We start from the raw sequence: 18,188 nt of genomic DNA on the forward strand, positions 1-18,188 counted from the left end.
AAGCGCGACCCGATTCAAACCGCTGCAAGCCCCGGCCGAATCCGCGCCGACCGCACCGCAGTCACCAGCGCCAGAATCGGTGCAATGGTAAACAGCGCAAACAGCCAGCGTGCGGCGTTGGCAGTGCCTTGCATGTTGCTCGGGTCGTTGAGTCCGGCCATGTTGGCGATCATCCCGGCCAGTGCCGCGCCGAGTGCGGTGGCGAACAGTTGTACGGTGGTGATGGATGAAGCCGCCGAGTCCTGGTCTTCGGCCGAGGCCACTTGCAGGACTCGGGTCAGCAGGTGTGGCCAGCCGATACCGATGCCGAATCCCACCAGGGTCAAGGCAATGCAGATCGGGGTGAGCAGCGCCCAGTCTCCACCACTGTCGAACGGTATGGCGACGGCCAGGATGATCAGTCCGACCAGTACGAACACCGGGCCACTGATGATTGCGCGGCGCACGCCACGCTCGCGCCAGCCGGAGCTCATCACTTCGGACAGCGTCCAGCCAGCCGCCATGAGGGCCGCCAGGTAGCCGGAAATCAGCGGCGTCTGCCCGTGCAGGGTTTGCAGGAAGTACGGCACGAAGATTTCGCTGGTCATGCCAACCACCAACAACCCCATGGTCGCGTACAGCGCACAGAGTGGGGTGTTGAGCCGCAAGGCATCCTTGGGCAGCAGGCGTGTCAGGGTGCTGGATTCATGACGAACCAGGAAGAACACCAGCAGCAGGCAGAGGCCTATGCCCAGCAGGTTCCAGGTCGGAAGCGACGAAGCGCTGCCGATGCATACCGAGAGCACCGCCGCAGCCAGCAGGAACAGTTGCAGCAAGGGCAAGCGGCCCACGGGCGGTTGATTCATGTCACGTTTGGGCAATACGCTGCTGGTCAGCAGGATGTACGCCAGCGTCACCGGCACCAGCGTGCCAAAGGCTAAACGCCAGGCATCCATTTCCGCAAAGATGCCGCCGATGGCCGGGCCGATCAGCGTGGCGATCCCCCACATGCCCGAGACCAGGGCCATGGCCCGGGGCCAGAGGCGCTCTTCGAACACCAGCTGAATCATCGAGTAGCACAGGGCGAACATCAAGCCGCCGCCCAGGCCTTGCACCGCGCGACCGACCAACATCACTGGCATGCTCGGTGCCAGGGCACAAATGAGGCTGCCAGCGAGGAAAAATAACGAGGCTATCGCATAGGAAACGCGTGGCCCTGTGCGTTGCAGGATTTTGGCCGTGAGCGCGGAGCCGAGGATGGATGCGACGACGAACAGTGTGGTGTTCCAGGCGTACAGGTCGAGCCCGCCGATTTCCTTGACCACGGAGGGCAGGATAGTCGTAGCGATGTAGATATTGATCGCGTGCAGCGTAACGCCTCCTGACAGTGCGATGGATCGCGCGGCGTTTTTTCCGGAGAGTAAATCGCTCCAGCTGCTTCCTTGTGTAGACATACAACCTCCTGCTGTGACTCGCGACCCGGCGGATTGCGAGAGTCAATTGCCTGCTTTCAAGGCTTGGGTTAGATTTACCAAGTTAATTCTTTAAATATTGAAGCTGCGAGGGCTGTTGTTTGTCAAGTAAACACTTGGAAAACCAGGATGACGTGTCGATGTCGGCTGCCGACCGACTGCTTCACATGCTCAAGACCCGCGGCCCGCAACTGGCGGCCGATGCCGGACGCGCGATGGGCACCACGGGGGAAGCGGCGCGCCAGCAGTTCGTCAAACTGGCCGCCAGTGGCCTGGTGGAGGCTCAGTCCGAGGCCCGAGGCGTCGGGCGCCCGTCGCAGGTCTGGCGTCTGACGGCGGCCGGCCATGCGCGGTTTCCCGATACCCATTCGGAGCTGACCGTGCAGCTCTTGCAGACCGTGCGCGAGACCTTCGGGCCCGAGGCCATCGATCGTCTGATCGACGTTCGCGAGCAGCAGAGTCGCACCTTGTACCTGCAAGAGCTGGCCAGTGCCGAGACCCTTCAGGAACGGGTCAAGCGCCTCGCGGCCCTGCGGGCCCGCGAGGGCTACATGGCCGAGTGGAGTGAGCAACCGGATGGGGCCTTTGTGCTGATCGAAAACCATTGTCCGATCTGCGCGGCGGCGACCGCGTGTCAGGGTTTCTGCCGTGCCGAACTGGATGTGTTCGAGCAGGTTCTGCAAGCCAGGGTTGAGCGTGTGGAGCACATTCTGATGAATGCCCGCCGTTGTGCTTACCGCATTACTCCGGTCTGAAGTGCCCTCGAGATACTCATTTGCGGCACACCAGGGCCAACTGATCGTGCTGCCGGGGATGACCCCGGCAACGATGTCAGTGGGGGAGGGTTACTGAGCGGGATCACCGCCTGCCATTTTGGCAAGGCGGCCTCCAGGCGCTTGCCGAACTACCGGGAAAGATCGTCCTCGCGAATCATCGGTCTGCGCTCCGTGGGGTCATGGCGTAGGGGATGCGGTAGAGATTGCGGATGATCGGCGTCATCAGTTTGAGCAGCCAGCGCGGCTTGCTGGCGACGGCCTCGAGGGATTCTTCCAGGGCCTTGAGGACCTGGCTCACTTGCGCGGTGCTGATGGTCAGCGGTGGATAGAAACGCAACACCGGCGCCGAGGCTTTTTCGTTCAACGAGTGCCCTGAGTGAACCCCGCGTTTGCTCAGTTCCATGCTGATCAGGTTTTCCCACACCGCGCCCTTGAGGCGTAAACCGGTCATCAGGCCAATCGCTGGCGCGTCGCTGATGATCTGCGGGTAGGCTTCGGCCAGTAGCTGCAATCCCTGACACAACTGTGTGCTGGCAGCCTGGGATTTTTCGATCAGTTGGCCTTCTTCAATCGCATGAATTGCGGCCAGGGCCGTTTCGCAGGCATAGGGCAAACCGCCCTGGCCGCAGACCTGATCTTCAAGAGGGTCGAGTGGCTGCCGGTCGATCAAGGCGCGGCTGTACATCACCGCCGCGATGGCTGCGTAGCCGCCAGTCAAGCCCTTGGACAGCACCATGATGTCAGGCACCACGTTGTCGTAATCGACGCCGAACCATTTGCCGCAGCGACCGAACGCCGTCTGGATTTCATCGGCGATCATCAGGCAGCCGTGGGCGCTGCACAACTCGCGGATCCGCGTGTTGTAGCCGGCTTCGGGCAACGTCAGGTGGGCACCGCCGAGGATCGGCTCGATGTAGACCGCCGCCACCTGGTCGGTGATGGCGTGTTCCAGGGCGGCGAAGTCGCCGTAGGGAATGAAGTCAACCATCACGCGGTTCAGGCCATGCTGGTTGCTTTGGTACTGCTGGCCGAGGATCGCCATAGTGGTCAGGGTTTTGCCATGGTAGGCATTGCGCATGACCACGATCCGTTTGCGCGGCAACTGCCGTTTGAGCGCATAGCGTAAGGTTTGCTCGATGGCTTCGGCACCGGTCATGGTGTAGCGCACATCGCCCCACTCGCCGGGAGCCAGACGCTTGAGGGTCTCGCTCAGTTGGTGCTGCGAATTGTGGGTCAGCCCCTCGGGCTGCCAGGCCATCCGGTTCAGCTGACGCTGGCTGGCGTACTTGACCTGAGGGTTCTGGTGACCGACCAGGAATATTCCATAGCTGCACGCACAATCGATGAAGTGCTTGCCGCGATGGTCGGTAACGATCGCCCCTTCGGCGGAGCGTTCGATGCCGGTATTGGCAATGCGATAAAGCTTGGCCGCCGAGGGCGTCCAGTGTTTGTAGCAGTCATCCACCAGGCGGTTAAGCAGCATATTGCAAAGTCCTTTTTATCAGGTGTGCGGCGTCGACCACGCGCTCCGTGCGCGCGACCAATGGGCAACGCAAGAGCAGTTCGCGCCCGCTTGGCCGGCGAATATGCACACCGGCGGCGTACAGCGCCCGTTGCGCCTCGAGGGCTTGCTCGGTGCTGGCCAGCGGAACTTTGACGATGCCACCGATGGCCCTTGCATTGAGGTCGGCCAGTTCGCTGGCCAGCGCCTTGCCGTTGTCGAGACTGCGCTGGTCCAGCCGCTGTTCCTGCGCGTAGCGCAGGGCAGTCTGTGCCGCGATGCACGATGGCGGGTTACCCGCCGTGGTGCTCCCGTGTTTGGCCGGTGTGGCTTTGCCGTAGGCCTTGTAGGCCAGCGCATGACTGCAGGTGTAGGTGCCGATGGGGATGCAGCCGCCGCCCAGGCTTTTGCCCAGGACGACGATGTCCGGGCGCGCACCGGACAGGTTCTGCGACAGCAGATGCCCGACGCTGCCCAGGCAGGTGTCGACGTCATTGAACAGGGTCACAATTCGCTGGCTGTTGGCGATCCGTTCCAGACTGGCGATCAGCATCGGATCGACCGCTTCCAGCAGCCCGTTGGCGGCCGTGCGCAACGGGCCGTAGCACAGGGCAAAACAGTCCTGCCAGATCGCCATGTCCGGCAGGTCGTGCACCGAGTCGACGTGCACCACCTTGATCCCCAGAAACTCCCCGGACTCCGGATAAAGCCCAGGGGCGCTCAGGTAGCGCCCGTAAGACAATGAACCGTACGCCACGCCCCCCACGGCGATCACTGTGCGCCGATGGGGGTTGAGCGAACGCGCGAGTTTCAGCGCACCTTCAAACGCCTCGTCGCCAGAGTTGCAGACGTACGAGTTCTCCAGCCCTTCGGGCATGAACTCGCTGAGTTGCTTGCACAACTCGATCAACGGCGCGGACAGCAGGACACGGTTGGACAGGCCGATTTTATCGACCTGCCGACTCACGGCCTGCACCACTTCGGGCACTTGCAGGCCGAACCCGCCACTGAGGTCAATCAGTTGATGGCCGCGGTTGTCGATGAAGCTTTCGTACTGGCCTTCGACGGCCCAGGTTTGCTCTGGATGATTCGTCATGGCGGCCATTACCGATAGCTCAGCGCATTGAAAATGCGACGCTGGTCATCGATGATCGCTTGCCGGCCGTGCATCACCCGACGGTTGTCGATCATCACCAGGTCCAGGTCCTGCCAGCCCACGGTATGCGTATTGCGTTCGGTGACCGCGATGATTTCCGCCAGCAGGTCGGCGGGAATCTCTTCGCCGTTCTCGAAGTCGATCACCGGTTTTTCGTAGTTGAAGGACGGCCCGAGAATGCTGTTGGCGAAGGCTGGGTGCTCACAGAAACTGGAGGTCTGGCACGCCGGGACACTGTAGGCGTAGGCCACGCAATCGGTGCTTGGGTTGTACTCCATCCGGGTGTTGGGGTCCTGGCCGATGATCTCGCTCAGGTGCTCGAAGCTGGCGTCTTCCAGCTGCTGGATTTCCGGTTTGTAGTAGCTGACGATCTTGCGCCACTTTTCGCCCGTCACCGTGCGGCGGTAGCGGATGCGGCTGCTCTCGAAGCGCTGACGGGCCTCTTCGCTGAGTTCCTGGTAGACCTTCACCCCATCGCACAAGGTGGTTTGCGAACCTTTGGTGGGGGCGATCTCGCAGAAGAACCAGGTCAGGTCAGGCCAGATCGGCGCGTTGCCGTTTTCGCAGTGCAGGCCTACAGCATCGGTGCCGGCGTCGACCAGTTGTGCGACGCCTTTGGCGATCACGCGACCCGGGTCCAGGCTCAGGCGCGAACTGTGTTTTTTCACGAAGGCACCGAACTCGTCCAGCGACTGGATGCAGTTGCGGAAGATAATCACGCCGGCGTTCGAAAGCTCTTCGAAAACCGCCGCAGTGTCGGCGCTCAAGGCATACGCGCGATCGGTGATGACACTCGCCTGATAAGTAGATTGAGTCATGTCGCTAGTCCTTTAGTGAGTACATGTCTGACGATGCAGGTCGGAGGCGTGCGCTCTACGGGCCGGGCCATTGAGGGCATAGAGGCTTTGCAACTGCGGGGCGTCCGGCGCCAGTGGCCAGATGGCCTGCGGCAGTTCGACTTCCGAGAAGCGCTGTTGCGCCCAGTCCCGGGTGTGCTGGTGATCGAATAGCGGTCCGATGCTGAGTACGATCGCCAGTTGCCCGTCCGTGGTCATGAACATCAGTGCATCGTTCACGCCGGTTTGCTCTTTGAACTCCAGCTCGATTTGTTCCGGAGAAACATTGCGGCCATTGGGCAGGCAGATGATATTTTTCTCGCGTCCGGTGATGAACAGGAAACCCTGGTCATCGAACTCGCCGATATCACCGGTGCGCAGCCAGCCATCCTCGGTGAAGGAGCAGGCGCTCGGATCGACCCACGAGTAGCCCTGGAACATCGAGCTGCTTTTGATTTCTACCCGTTGCTGATCCGTCACCCGGACCTGGACGTGCGGCAGGGGTTTGCCAACGCTGCCCAGCTTGCTGTTGGCCGGGGTGTTGACGCTCACCACCGAACCGTTCTCGCTCAATCCGTAACCTTGATGAACCTGAATACCCTGCGCGCTCAGGCGCTGCAGTTTTTCGCTGCTGATCGGAGCGCCACCGGCGGTGATGTACAACTCGTTGCGCAGCAACGACAGCAGCTCCGTGTCGGTGTTTTGCTCGGCCACTTCAAGGAGCACGTCGAGCATGATCGGCGGTACGGTCACCGCGCTTGCCCGGGTTTTGAGCAGTTGCGCCAGAATCGCCGAGGTGTCGAAGCCCGCTTCGCCGATCAACGGCGTGTGCTCGTCGAGGAAGTACACCGTGCCGCCGGACAGCAGCGGCAGGTAGACCGCCGTGACCTGTTCGATCAACAGGCTCAGCGGCACCACCGACAGGTAGCGCTCTTGATAGCTGGCCGGGACCACGCCGAGTAGCGATTGCAGCACGGCGCTCAGGCCGCCCAGGCTTTGCTTCACGCCTTTGGGCTTGCTGGTGGTGCCGGAGGTGTGGATGACTTTGCAGGTCCATTCGGCATCGGCGCTGTCGATGAAGCTCGGGCCCGTCGGCACCGGAGCCGGGGTCTCGAGTGCGCTGGGCACATGGATCAGGCGGCTGGCGTTCAGGTCGATTTCCCAGCGCTTTTCCAACGTCTCCCGGCCTTTGTCATCGACCAGGAAGCCCGAGCATTCGAAGGCCAGGTGTTCGGCCTGGTACTTGCTGAAGCCCAACGGCAGCGGCAAGGAGGTGAAGCCGAAGAGCAGGCAGGCGAAGTCGGCGATGACCCAGTCGCTGCTGTTGCGCATGACGATGCCGATGGTGCGCTTTTCGTCGGTGAACTGACGGTTCATGTGTTGCCCCAGCTGCCGGGCATGCTCCAGCACCTGGGTGTAGGTCAGGCGCCGCCCACCCGTGCCGTCTGCCGCAGGAATATCGACGACGCACACGGCATCCGGTGTGCGTTGGGCCTGGGCCAGCAAGTCTTCGACGAAATGCGTCATGCTGCTTGCTCGCTCTGCACGTCGAGTCGGAAAACGGTCTTGAGGACGGTCTCGTGATAGTGACGCTTCATATCGCCCAGCTTGATGTAGCCGGTGATGGGCGTCTGCTCGTAGTAGGAGCCCCATTCGACTTCCGCTTGTGGGGTCATGCGTTGCGGGTCGGCATCGCAGATCTTGTTGACCTTGACGTTGCAGTAGCCCATCGATTTGATCAATTGCGGTGTGCAGGTGCACAGCACGTAGCGTGCGCCCATGCACCAGGTCACCATTGAGAGCATGTTGAACAGGGTCTGGCCGGCAGCCGAATTGATCGATGCGGTATTGCCGATTTCGACGATGCTGTCGCGTTCAATCCGGGTGTTGGTGATGCGCGACAGCGTCTCCTCGGACGGTGAGTCCAGATAACACTCGGACAATAGAGGGCCTGACTTGGCGAAACTGAAACCGGCACACGACTGAATGGAGTCATTGTTATCGAATACGATTAAAAAGTACTCGGGAGATGGCTCGATGATGGCGTTAAAGGCTTTCATATACCGACGTTTAACAAAGTCAACGGCGGACTTCCAGAGTAGGGTGTTGCGTTTGGCTACTTGAGTACGCATGCAAGTTTTCCTTTCTTTTCTGCGTGGATCGATAGACGGGTTGTTTTGGTACAACAGTGCTAAAACCTCCTGTTGTTACGGCAACAGGCGGCTTATCCATGCCCTATGTAATAGCGTGGTTTAATCAAGTTATTGGATTGATTTTTATAGTGTTTTTATTCAGTTGTGACGAATTTTCAGGCTGCCACACGCCTCCGCAGAAAAGGCCACAAGGGGATGTGCGGTTTTTTCTGAACGGAAGATAGGGGCGTGGTTTGACGTGTCAGCGAGTAGCGAATCCTTCCGATGGATTAATGAGATAGCGTCCTGCTTGGCGTGGCGTTTTATCATGAGCGGCTTGATTGTTTTAAATGAATTAATTAGTCGCTATTCATTCAGAATCTTCATGTGAGGCATGAGGGCAATCGCGGTATCGATGGTGTAGGGCGAGAGGTTTTTTTGTGGTAAAACGCCGAGCCGCAGTAGCGGTGGTTTTTACCCGATACGGACATGGAGGTTCGAATGTTTTCCAGGATCAGTCTCGACCAGTGGCAGGCTTTTGTTTCTACAGTCGAGTGTGGAGGTTTCCAGCAGGCCGGCGAGTATATGTTCAAGTCACAGTCGGCCGTCAGCCATTCGGTCAACCGCATGGAAACCCTGCTGGGTCAGGAACTGTTCCTGATCGAGGGGCGCAAGGCCGTATTGACACCTCTGGGCCAGGCCCTGTTGCCTCAGGCCAAGCATCTGCTGGGCTCGGCGAAAAAGCTTGAGCGACTGGCCATTCAGTACCAGCCGGGGTTGTGTATCGAACACTCGCTGGCGGTCGACATGCTGTTTCCCGCCAACGTGCTGGAGCAAGCGCTGTCACGCTTTTCTTCGGTTTTGCAGGGGTACCATGTCCGGCTTCACGAAACGGCCGTGTCCGGCGCATACGAATTGCTGGAAAACGGCAAGGTCGAGTTGGGCATCGCCAGTAGTCTGCCGGAGGGCTATATCCAGGAGTTCCTGCTCAACGTTTCACTGCTGTGTGTCGTGGCGTCTGATCACTCTCTGGCCCATTTCAATGGCGAGCTGAGCCTGGCTGACATGAAAGACTACCGGCAAATCGTGGTTAGCGATTCGGCTATCCGCAACTCCCAGAACAGCAGTTGGTCCGGCGCGTCCCAGTGCTGGACCGTAAGCAACCTGAGCACCGCGCTGACGTTTGTCGAACGCGGTCTGGGTTTTGCCTGGTTGCCTGAACACATGGTCAGCGACAAGCTGGCGAGCGGTCAGTTGCGCCTGGTACCACTGTGTCATCAACGCGAATGCAACGTGCCGATGTATATGGGATTCCTGGAAGAGTACAGGTTCAACCCGGAAGTCCGGCTGATGACCGACATCATTCGCGAGCAGTGCCGGAACATTAATAGCGCCAAGGCCGATACTCTGGCCCTGGCGCTCTGATGTGGTCGACCGAGACGGGTGGGCTGGTCAATTATCCTCGGCGCTCGGCAGGCTCTTGAGGAGTTGATTGATGCGTTTGACCTCTTCGGCTTTGGCGCACTGTTCCCCGTGCTTATAGAGACGGCATGGGGTATTTCCTGAAATCGATGAGATGACAGGACTATCCCTTGGCGGGTGATGAACAAAAAAGCGACTTTTTTGAGGTATATCCACCCAGGGTGCTCATCATCGGGCGTATAGCGGTCGCAGCAAACAGGTATGGGGGTGGTGCAAAGACGGAACGATCCTGTTTGTTCCGTGCTTTTTTCCAGCAGGTCGGGATGAATGCGGCCTAGGCTCTGTATGAAAAATAAGTACGATTTCCTGAAAAATGACACTGTTCAGTCAGCCTTTTAACTGGCCTCAGTGTCTGTTGGCTTTCGTTGGGGTGGAGGGTATTTTGGGTAATGTCTGCTTACTTTTGATCGCCGTTAAATCTTGAATCACTCGTCTACTCTGCCTGCACAGACCAGGAGTCTGTCGTTATCAGCAGTCGCAAGGAGCGAACCATGTACTTTGAGATCTACAGGCAGTCACGAGGCACCCCGCTTACCGGGAAGGGCCAATGGCGCTGGCGTTTAAGGGCGGCCAATCATGAGACGGTTGCCAGCGGCGAGTCGTACGTCAACAAGGCGGATTGCCTGCACGTGATCGGGTTGATCAAAAGCGTCCACAACGAAACGTCGGTGAAGGAAATCTAGGCTGTACCTGTTGGTGTGTGGAAACGAAGCTGCTCAGGCACATCGAGCAGCTTCGCAGCTTTGGCGTCTGCTGAATCAGGTCATCCGCCAGGTGGCGAAAGGGGGGGTAAATGAATGGCCAAAATCGCCGCAGTTTCGCCCTTGCATCACCTCCCACGCTCCTGCTTAATGTCACGCAGCTCATGGCGCTGGAGATTAGCCGGCGACCTCGGATAGCAGAAAAATCACTATAAAAAGAGCAATCAGTGACTCATCAGCATGGAACGCATTGGGGCGAGCATGTGGCGCTATCGCTCGTCATTCCGGTCTTTAATGAAGCTGCCACCATCGATTTGTTCATGGCGCGGATCACTGACGTCTTCAAGGATGAGGCGCTGGTCGGTCTGGAGATGGTGTTCGTCAATGACGGCAGTACCGACACCACGCTGGAGCTGCTTCTGGAGCGCCAGAAGACTGACCCCCGCGTGCGAATCGTCGATCTGAGTCGCAATTTCGGCAAGGAAGCGGCGTTGACCGCGGGCTTGCAGACTGCCACTGGCCAGGTGGTAGTGCCCATCGATGTCGATCTCCAGGACCCTCCCGAAGTTGTCCTCCAGATGATCGCCCGCTGGCGTGAAGGCTATGAAGTGGTGCTGGGCCATCGCGTGAGTCGTCACAACGACTCTTGGGCCAAGCAAACCTCCGCCAACTGGTTTTATCACCTGCACAACAAAATCTCTGATCAGCCGCTGCCGAAAAATGTCGGTGATTTTCGGCTCATGGACCGCTGCGTGATCGATGCCTTGCAGACCTTGCCGGAGTCACGGCGTTTCATGAAGGGCTTGTTCGCCTGGGTCGGGTTTCGGACGACCCATGTCGATTACGAGCGTCCGGAGCGGGTGGCGGGGGAAAGCAAATTCAATGGCTGGCGCTTGTGGAATTTCGCGCTGGAAGGCATCACCAGTTTCAGCACCGACCCGCTCAAGGTCTGGACGTATCTGGGGCTGTTGGTGTCGGTGGTTTCTTTTTCATTTGCCACTTTCATTGTGCTGCGGACGTTGTTGACCGGGATCGATGTCCCGGGCTACGCCTCGCTGATGGTTGCCGTCACCTTTCTGGGGGGGCTGCAATTGATCGGTATCGGGGTGCTGGGTGAGTACCTGGGCAGAACCTACATCGAATCAAAACGCCGCCCGGTTTTTCTGGTGCGTCGCGTCCATAACGCCAAGGACTGACCATGGATCTCAAGGAAACCGACATCCTCGGTTCAAGCATCGAGCAGCATTGGTATTACCGCTCGAAAGCGGCGGCGACGACTCGTTTGCTGGGCAATGCGCGGGTCGACAGGATTCTTGACGTAGGTGCGGGTTCGGGGTTCTTTTCCCATCATCTGCTGACCCATACGGCAGCCACCGAGGCCTGGTGCGTGGACATCAGCTACGAAGCGGATTCGGATGCCACGACCGCCGGGAAACCGGTGCACTATCGCCGTTCGATCGACTCGGTTGATGCCGATCTGGTGCTGCTGATGGATGTGCTGGAACATGTCGATGACGATGTCGGGTTACTCAAGGCGTACGTCGATAAAGTCCCGTCCGGGAGTCGTTTCCTGATAACCGTGCCGGCGTTCCAGTTTCTCTGGAGTGGGCACGATGACTTTCTTGAACACAAACGGCGCTATACCTTGGCGCAAATGGAAGCAGTGGCCAGGGACTCCGGTTTGATAGTGAAGAAGGGGGCTTATTATTTCGGCGCGGTGTTCCCGATTGCAGCGACCCTGCGGTTGCTGTCCCAAGGCGCACAGCCTTCGCCGCCACGCTCGCAACTCAAGCAGCACCATCCATTGGTCAATACGCTGCTCAAGACCTTGTGCAGTATCGAACGTCCGTTCATGGGCGCGAACCGCCTGGCGGGTCTGACGGTGTTCGTGCTGGCGCAGAAACCGTGACCTCAGCCGAAAAATCAGCCCTGATCAAGCGTGGCCTGCGTTTTGCCGTGACCGGGTTATTCGTAACGGCCCTGCATGCGGTGGTGGCCGTGTTGCTCATCAACTACGTGCTGGCGCTGCCACCCGTGGCCAACGGTGTAGCGTTTTCTGTGGCGACCCTGGTTTCTTATGTGATCAACACGAGCTGGAGTTTTTCCAGCCGATTGCATGGCCGGACGCTGGCGCGCTTCATGATGGTTTCCGGGGCCGGTTTACTACTGGCGATGCTGGTGGCCTGGGCCGCACAAATGGCCGGGCTTCATTACTTGCTGGGGATAGGGGCGGTGGCGCTGACCATTCCGGCCTTTACGTTTGTATTGCATAACTTCTGGACGTATCGATGAAGGTTTCGGGCAAGCATTGGGCGATCGGGTTATTGCCCCTGTTAATGGGCGTGGTGGCATTTTTCATGGTGATCGGGCCACGGGCCCTGGACCCGCAAAACATTGCCTGGCTGGAAAGCGGCGATCCGGCGACCCATTACTTGGGCTGGACGTTCTTTCGACATTCTCCCTGGACTTTTCCGCTCGGACTTAACCCGTCCTATGGGTTGGAACTGGGCAGTGCGATCATTTTTTCCGATTCCAATCCGCTGTTGGCGCTGCTGTTCAAACCCTTCAACTCAATCCTTCCCGAGACGTTCCAGTATTTCGGTATTTGGCTGCTGGCATGTTTTGTTCTGCAAGCCTGGTTTGCCTGGAAGTTGCTGGGGCTGGTTACGCCCAGTGTTGCGCTCAGGGTGCTGGGGTCAGGCCTGTTTCTGTTTTCGCCGCCGATGTTCTTGCGCATGGGGGGGCATTTGTCCCTGGCCGGGCATTTTCTGATTCTGGCCGCGCTCTATCTGGCCCTGCACCCGGGCGTGCAGAAGCGCCGGGTGGCCTGGGGAGCGCTGTTGGCGGCGACGGCGATGATCCACGCTTATCTGCTGGCCATGGTGGCTTTGATCTGGGTAGCCGATGTTGCCGGCCGAACCCTCAAAGGCCAGTTGACTCGATGCACTGCATTCATCGAGGTGGTCTTGCTGTTTTTGCTGGTGAGTCTGTGCTGCTGGCAGGCGGGCTATTTCAGTATCGCGGATGGTATGGCTTCCGGTGGTTTTGGCTTGTACCGCATGAATCTGCTGGCACCGATCGACTCCAGCGGCTGGTCGTTGATCTTGCCGGACTTGCCCGAGGCCAGCGGCGACTACGAGGGTTTCAACTACCTCGGGTTGGGGACGCTGGTGCTGGCGATCTGCGCCTGCGTCGTACTGCTGCGACGTACAACTGACTTTGGCAGTGCGGTGCGCCGTTTGCCGGTTCTGCTGTTGGCGTTGATTGGGCTGACGCTGTTTGCGCTCTCGAACGAGATCGGTGTCGGCCTGCTCAGTGTTCATTACCCATTGCCGGAAAAAATCATCAAGCTGGCGAATATCTTTCGGGCGTCGGGGCGGATGTTCTGGCCGGTGTTCTATGCCATCGTGTTTGCCGTCATTTTCCTGGTGGTGCGTGGTAACCGGCCGCGCACCGCGCTGTGTTTGCTGGCATTGGCACTGGTTGTTCAGGTCGTTGATACCCGCAACGGATGGGTGGGTTTACGGTACGCGAGGATGATGACGCCTACCTCCGAATGGTCAACAGCATTGCATGACCCGTTCTGGTCCAGCGCCGCCGCCCACTACGCGAATATTCGTTCTTTACCGCCGCAGAACCAGTCGCAGACCTGGCTCCCGTTAGCCACCTACGCGGCTACTCATGGTCTGAAAACCGATACGGCTTATCTGGGGCGTATGAGTTCTACGGCGCTTGAGCACGCTCAGCAAAAAGCCGGACAAATGCTCAAGACTGGGCAGTTCGACCGTGATTCGCTGTATATCCTCGACGAAAGTGCCATGCTTGACGCAGTGAAAAGCGTCAACAGCGATACCGATCTGCTGGCCCGCATTGACGGCTTGGTGGTGCTTGCGCCGGGCTGGAAGCAATGTGCTGAATGCCTTCCGGTCGTGGACGAAGGGCGTTCGATGCAGTCAGTGCCGTTGATCAAACTCGGGCAGCAACAACGGTTCAACTACAAGACCCCTCATCTGGCCCATGGCTGGTCTACCCCGGAAACCTGGGGCACATGGTCCGAGGGAGAGGAGGCTGAGATCGTGCTTCGGGTTCAACCTCAGGCTCAATCCATCGTGATCGAGGCGCTGGCCTTTGTGCTACCGATGCATCTTGGTCAGGACGTGGTTTTTACCATCAACGGCGTACAAGCCGTTTCGACACACCTGACCCAGCTTCAGGACAATCGCATCGAAATCCCCCTGACTGCGGCCATCCACGAAGCCATCGCCAGGGACACGCTGATGCGGATTCATGTGCAGTTACCCGACGCGATCAGCCCGAAACAGCTGGGACTTGGGGAAGATCAGCGCGTGATGGGCCTGGGGGTGAAGTCGTTGACCGTACAGTAAGTCGCCGCAGCCTCTGGTTCACATGCAGCGCTCATACCGATAGACGCCGTCCCCCCGGCCTTTCTAAACTGGCCTAAGTATTGAGAGCCGGGAGCAGCTGATGAACCGCAATGAACTGCGTAAGGCCGACATCAATTTGATGGTGGTATTCGAGACGCTGATGCTCGAACGCAACGTGACGCGAGTGGCGGAGAAGCTGTTTCTCGGGCAACCGACCATCAGCTCGGCACTCAACCGTTTGCGGGCGATGTTCAACGATCCGCTGTTTATCCGGGTCGGCCACCGCATGGAGCCAACGGCGCGGGCCGAGGAACTGATTCAACACCTCTCGCCGGCGCTGGATGCGTTGTCCTCGGCGTTGAGCCTGACCCACCACTTCGAACCTGCCAGCAGCACCATGACCTTTCGCATCGGTTTGTCCGATGACGTCGAATTCGGCCTGCTGCCACCGCTGTTGCGCGCATTGCGCCAGGAAGCGCCGCAAGTGGTGTTCGTGGTTCAGCATGTCGATTACTGGCGGATCCCGGACTTGCTCGCGTCCGGTGACATCACGGTCGGCATCAGCCAGACCCGCGGCCTGCCGGCCAATGCCAAGCGCAAACTGTTGCGGCACATTCAGCCCTGCATACTGCGCGCCGATGCCTGCGATACGCCGCTGACCCTCGATGAGTACTGTGCACGGCCGCATGTGCTGGTTTCGCACACGGCCAATGTCAGCGGTTATGCCGACGAGTGGCTGGCCGAGATCGGTCGCAAGCGCCAGGTGGTGCTCTCGGTGCCGCAATACAGTGCCTTGCCGGCCCTGCTCGCGGGGACCGACCTGATTGCCAGCCTGCCAGACTACGCGGCAGCGGCGATGGCCGCCTCGGGTCAGTTGTTCATGGAACCGTTCCCGTTCAAGACGCCGACCCTGGACCTGTCCATGGTCTGGTTGAGCCACGTCGATAGCGACCCCGCCGAACGTTGGCTGCGTGCACGGCTCGAAGCCTTCATGAGCGAGCGCGGTGTGTCCGGGATACAGAGCGACAAATTGCTCGGACGGTAACCGGCGGCGGCTTGCTTGCCCGACATAGTGTTGTTTTGCTGCCAGTGTTTTCCCGATGACTGACCGGAGATCCATCCCATGAGCAGTTCCCGTTCTCTGTTGCGTGGGCGCGGCAGTCAAGACAGTGGCAAGGTTGGCATGATCGAGCTGTTTTTCGATCTGGTGTTCGTGTTCGCCGTCACCCAGCTTTCTCACACCTTGCTCGCGCACCTGACGCTAGGTGGCGCGGTGCAGGTCGCCTTGATGATGGTGGCGGTGTGGTGGGTGTGGATCTTCACCTCTTGGGTGACCAACTGGCTGGACCCCGAAAAGTTGCCGATCCGCCTCGGCCTGTTCGGTTTGATGGTCGCCGGCCTGTTGCTGTCGTCGTCGATTCCCAAGGCTTTTACCGAGCATGGAGTGATGTTCGCCGCAGCCTTTGTCTTCATGCAGGTCGGCCGCACGCTGTTCGCGATCTGGGCGGTGCGTGGCGAGCCGTTGAATATGACCCGTAACTTCCAGCGAATCCTGGCGTGGATGGTGCTGTCCGGGGTGTTCTGGATCAGCGGCGCGCTGCTTGAAGGCGATCAGCGCCTGGCCTGTTGGGCGCTGGCATTACTGATCGAACTGATCTCGCCGTCGTTGTACTTCTGGGTGCCGGGGCTCGGCCGTTCAACGCTGGCCGACTGGAACGTCGAGGGCAATCACATGGCCGAGCGCTGTGGTCTGTTCGTGATCATTGCCCTGGGCGAGTCGTTGCTGGTGACTGGCGCAACGTTCGCCGATCTGGTGCTGAACTGGCAGGCGCTGGCGGGTTTTTTGATTGCCGTGCTGGGTAGCGTGGCCATGTGGTGGGTGTATTTCGACAGCGGCGCCGAGCGCGCTCACCACCGGATCGCCCATTCCAGCGACCCTGGGCGGCAGGCGCGGATTGCCTACACCTATCTGCATGTGTTGATCGTTGCCGGAATCATCGTCAGCGCGGTGGCCGATGAGCTGGTGCTGGTGCATCCGGAACAGGCGAGCGATGCCGGGATCCTCGTGATTGTCGCCGGGCCCTGGCTGTTCTTGCTGGGGTGTGCGTTGTTCAAGTGGGTCATGGCCGATCGGATTTTGCCGCCGCTGTCTCATCTGGCGGGCCTGGCGCTGCTGCTCGCGCTTTTGCCTGCGGCGCTGAATCAGCTGTTTTCAGTGTTGGTACTGGGAGGGCTGACCACCACGGTGATGATTCTGGTAGCCGCGTGGGAAACGCGGGTACTGCGTGAATCGCTACCGGCGCAGGAGCATTGACGCGCAGGTGTTTTCGCGGGGAAGGGCTGGGGCGCTCTATGGTATATCTACGGCCCTTCGTTCAATCCTCAAGGAGCATCGCAATGCCTCACCTGCACATGGAGTACACCGCCAACCTGCCGAACCTCAATGCCGATGTGGCGTTGTTGCGCTTGAACAACGCATTAGTGGCGTCCGGGCAGTTTTCCGCAGAGTACGATATCAAGAGCCGTGCGGTGCAGGTCGACGCATTCCGGGTCGGCACCGGGTTGGGCGAGCGTGGTTTTGTGCATGTGAAGCTGGCATTGCTGAGCGGGCGCTCGCCCGCGATCAAGAAGCAATTGTCCGAGAGCCTGTTGGCGGTGGTGCAGGATCTCTGCGAATGGCCTGCCAGTGTTGATGTGCAGCTATGCGTCGAGATTCTGGATATCGATCGCGATTCCTACGCCAAGACTGCCATCAGTCACTGATACCCTGCGCGCCGATCCTCAGATAAAACCCTGTTCTGTGCAGGCCTTGACCACTTGCTCGCGAAGCCAGGTGTTGGCGCTGTCCAGCTCGTGGGTTTGACTCCACTGCATCTCAAGGGTGAACCCTGGTACGCCGTTCGGCGCCTCGCAATGGCTGAAGACCGAGTCTTTGGCCAGCAGGTGCTGGATGCGCCGGGGCATGGTCAGAATGAAGTCGGTCCCGGTGATCAGCTTCAGTGCAGCGCTGTAGCTGTTGGCGCGTGCAACGATCTGGCGTTTGTGCGCCTGTTGGGCGAGCCAGCCGTCGACCATGTTGGTGGTGGACGTCCACGGCGTGGGGAACACGTGTCGGCGCTCGACGTAGGCTTTGAGGCTGATGCGAGGCTCCAGCGGCGTCGCCCGTTTATCGAAAACGCACACCAGATCGTCCTCAAGCAACACCTGGGATCTGAAATCAGTGTGGCTGCGATGAAAGTTCGGGCCGAAGCCGATCACCAGGTCGAGGCTGCCATCGCGCAGCTCTTCGGCGGGTATGTCGGTTTCGAGTTTGTGCACATTGACGATCACCGGCAGGTCGGCGAAATCGAAGTTTTTCAATAGCCGCGGCAGGATCAGTTGCTCGAAGTATTCCGGCGCACAGATATTGAAGGTCACGGCTTGCTGCGTCGGGTCGAACGCCTGAACCCCGGCATGGCACAGGTTGATGCTTTCGAGAATCTTCTGCACGTGTGTGTACATGGTGCCGGCCTTGTAGGTCGGACGCATACCGGTGCGGGTATTGATGAACAACTCGTCCTCGAAACTGGTGCGCAGTTTCTTCAGGCAGTAACTCACCGTGGACTGGCTGACAAACAGCGCTTCAGACACACCGGTGACGCTGCTTTGCTCATACACGGCGATGAACACCATGAGGTCCTGCATGTCGAGCTTTCTAAGCAAGTTACTGTTCAGCATCCGTACTATCTCACTCCGCTCGTTGCGCAAGTTGTGCGCAAACGTGTGCGA

The 18,188-nt window shown here is 59.3% G+C and carries 17 protein-coding genes; 10 read left to right on the plus strand and 7 right to left on the minus strand.

Annotated features, from left to right (window positions below):
- Positions 1-14: 14 nt before the first annotated feature.
- Positions 15-1,433: an MFS transporter gene (locus AABM55_RS07620; RefSeq protein ID WP_347929233.1), complete on the minus strand. Its 1,419-nt coding sequence runs from the start codon at positions 1,431-1,433 to the stop codon at positions 15-17.
- A 158-nt stretch (positions 1,434-1,591) separates the two neighbouring features.
- Between AABM55_RS07620 and AABM55_RS07625 the strand changes: the two genes are divergently transcribed.
- Positions 1,592-2,206, plus strand: a complete 615-nt coding sequence (locus tag AABM55_RS07625) for a metalloregulator ArsR/SmtB family transcription factor (RefSeq protein WP_203226127.1) — start codon at positions 1,592-1,594, stop codon at positions 2,204-2,206.
- A 175-nt stretch (positions 2,207-2,381) separates the two neighbouring features.
- Here the strand turns inward: AABM55_RS07625 and AABM55_RS07630 are convergent, their stop codons facing one another.
- From AABM55_RS07630 to AABM55_RS07650, 5 genes are read right to left on the minus strand one after another with little or no spacing between them, the layout of a single operon-like run.
- On the minus strand, positions 2,382-3,710 hold the full coding sequence (locus AABM55_RS07630; protein WP_347929234.1) for an aminotransferase class III-fold pyridoxal phosphate-dependent enzyme: 1,329 nt from the start codon (positions 3,708-3,710) through the stop codon (positions 2,382-2,384).
- Positions 3,700-4,824 (minus strand): aminotransferase class III-fold pyridoxal phosphate-dependent enzyme, encoded by a 1,125-nt coding sequence (locus AABM55_RS07635; protein WP_347929235.1) that lies wholly within the window; start codon positions 4,822-4,824, stop codon positions 3,700-3,702. The genes AABM55_RS07630 and AABM55_RS07635 overlap by 11 nt, the downstream gene beginning before the upstream one ends.
- A gap of 8 nt (positions 4,825-4,832) precedes the next feature.
- A complete protein-coding gene (locus AABM55_RS07640) occupies positions 4,833-5,702 on the minus strand; it encodes a TauD/TfdA family dioxygenase (RefSeq protein WP_347929236.1) in 870 nt (289 codons plus the stop codon).
- Between the two features lie 12 nt (positions 5,703-5,714).
- On the minus strand, positions 5,715-7,247 hold the full coding sequence (locus AABM55_RS07645; RefSeq protein WP_347929237.1) for an AMP-binding protein: 1,533 nt from the start codon (positions 7,245-7,247) through the stop codon (positions 5,715-5,717).
- On the minus strand, positions 7,244-7,852 hold the full coding sequence (locus tag AABM55_RS07650) for a thermostable hemolysin (RefSeq protein ID WP_054596131.1): 609 nt from the start codon (positions 7,850-7,852) through the stop codon (positions 7,244-7,246). Before AABM55_RS07650 ends, AABM55_RS07645 begins: the two co-directional genes overlap by 4 nt.
- A gap of 501 nt (positions 7,853-8,353) precedes the next feature.
- Here AABM55_RS07650 and AABM55_RS07655 point away from each other — a divergent pair.
- The 9 genes from AABM55_RS07655 to AABM55_RS07695 all read left to right on the plus strand — a co-directional run bounded on the left by AABM55_RS07655 (position 8,354) and on the right by AABM55_RS07695 (position 17,183).
- Complete coding sequence (locus AABM55_RS07655) at positions 8,354-9,277, plus strand: LysR family transcriptional regulator (RefSeq protein ID WP_347929238.1); 924 nt, start codon at positions 8,354-8,356, stop codon at positions 9,275-9,277.
- Positions 9,278-9,825: 548 nt separating this feature from the next.
- On the plus strand, positions 9,826-10,017 hold the full coding sequence (locus AABM55_RS07660) for a DUF1508 domain-containing protein (protein ID WP_054596133.1): 192 nt from the start codon (positions 9,826-9,828) through the stop codon (positions 10,015-10,017).
- 245 nt (positions 10,018-10,262) lie between these two features.
- Entirely contained in the window at positions 10,263-11,231 is a 969-nt protein-coding gene (locus tag AABM55_RS07665; RefSeq protein ID WP_054596134.1) for a glycosyltransferase family 2 protein, read from the plus strand.
- A gap of 2 nt (positions 11,232-11,233) precedes the next feature.
- Positions 11,234-11,944 carry a methyltransferase domain-containing protein gene (locus tag AABM55_RS07670; RefSeq protein ID WP_347929239.1) on the plus strand — a complete coding sequence of 237 codons (711 nt, stop codon included), beginning with the start codon at positions 11,234-11,236 and terminating at the stop codon, positions 11,942-11,944.
- On the plus strand, positions 11,941-12,327 hold the full coding sequence (locus AABM55_RS07675; protein WP_103316206.1) for a GtrA family protein: 387 nt from the start codon (positions 11,941-11,943) through the stop codon (positions 12,325-12,327). Before AABM55_RS07670 ends, AABM55_RS07675 begins: the two co-directional genes overlap by 4 nt.
- A complete protein-coding gene (locus tag AABM55_RS07680) occupies positions 12,324-14,420 on the plus strand; it encodes a DUF6311 domain-containing protein (RefSeq protein WP_347929240.1) in 2,097 nt (698 codons plus the stop codon). The genes AABM55_RS07675 and AABM55_RS07680 overlap by 4 nt, the downstream gene beginning before the upstream one ends.
- A gap of 100 nt (positions 14,421-14,520) precedes the next feature.
- Positions 14,521-15,465: a LysR substrate-binding domain-containing protein gene (locus tag AABM55_RS07685; protein WP_054596138.1), complete on the plus strand. Its 945-nt coding sequence runs from the start codon at positions 14,521-14,523 to the stop codon at positions 15,463-15,465.
- Between the two features lie 78 nt (positions 15,466-15,543).
- Positions 15,544-16,734 (plus strand): low temperature requirement protein A, encoded by a 1,191-nt coding sequence (locus tag AABM55_RS07690; RefSeq protein WP_347929241.1) that lies wholly within the window; start codon positions 15,544-15,546, stop codon positions 16,732-16,734.
- Positions 16,735-16,817: 83 nt separating this feature from the next.
- A complete protein-coding gene (locus AABM55_RS07695) occupies positions 16,818-17,183 on the plus strand; it encodes a 5-carboxymethyl-2-hydroxymuconate Delta-isomerase (protein WP_347929242.1) in 366 nt (121 codons plus the stop codon).
- Positions 17,184-17,201: 18 nt separating this feature from the next.
- On the opposite strand, the gene AABM55_RS07700 is transcribed toward AABM55_RS07695, so the two are convergent.
- On the minus strand, positions 17,202-18,137 hold the full coding sequence (locus tag AABM55_RS07700; protein WP_054596141.1) for a LysR family transcriptional regulator: 936 nt from the start codon (positions 18,135-18,137) through the stop codon (positions 17,202-17,204).
- Positions 18,138-18,188: the final 51 nt, after the last annotated feature.

Origin of the sequence: Pseudomonas helvetica, from assembly GCF_039908645.1 — a bacterium.
GTDB lineage: Bacteria > Pseudomonadota > Gammaproteobacteria > Pseudomonadales > Pseudomonadaceae > Aquipseudomonas > Aquipseudomonas helvetica.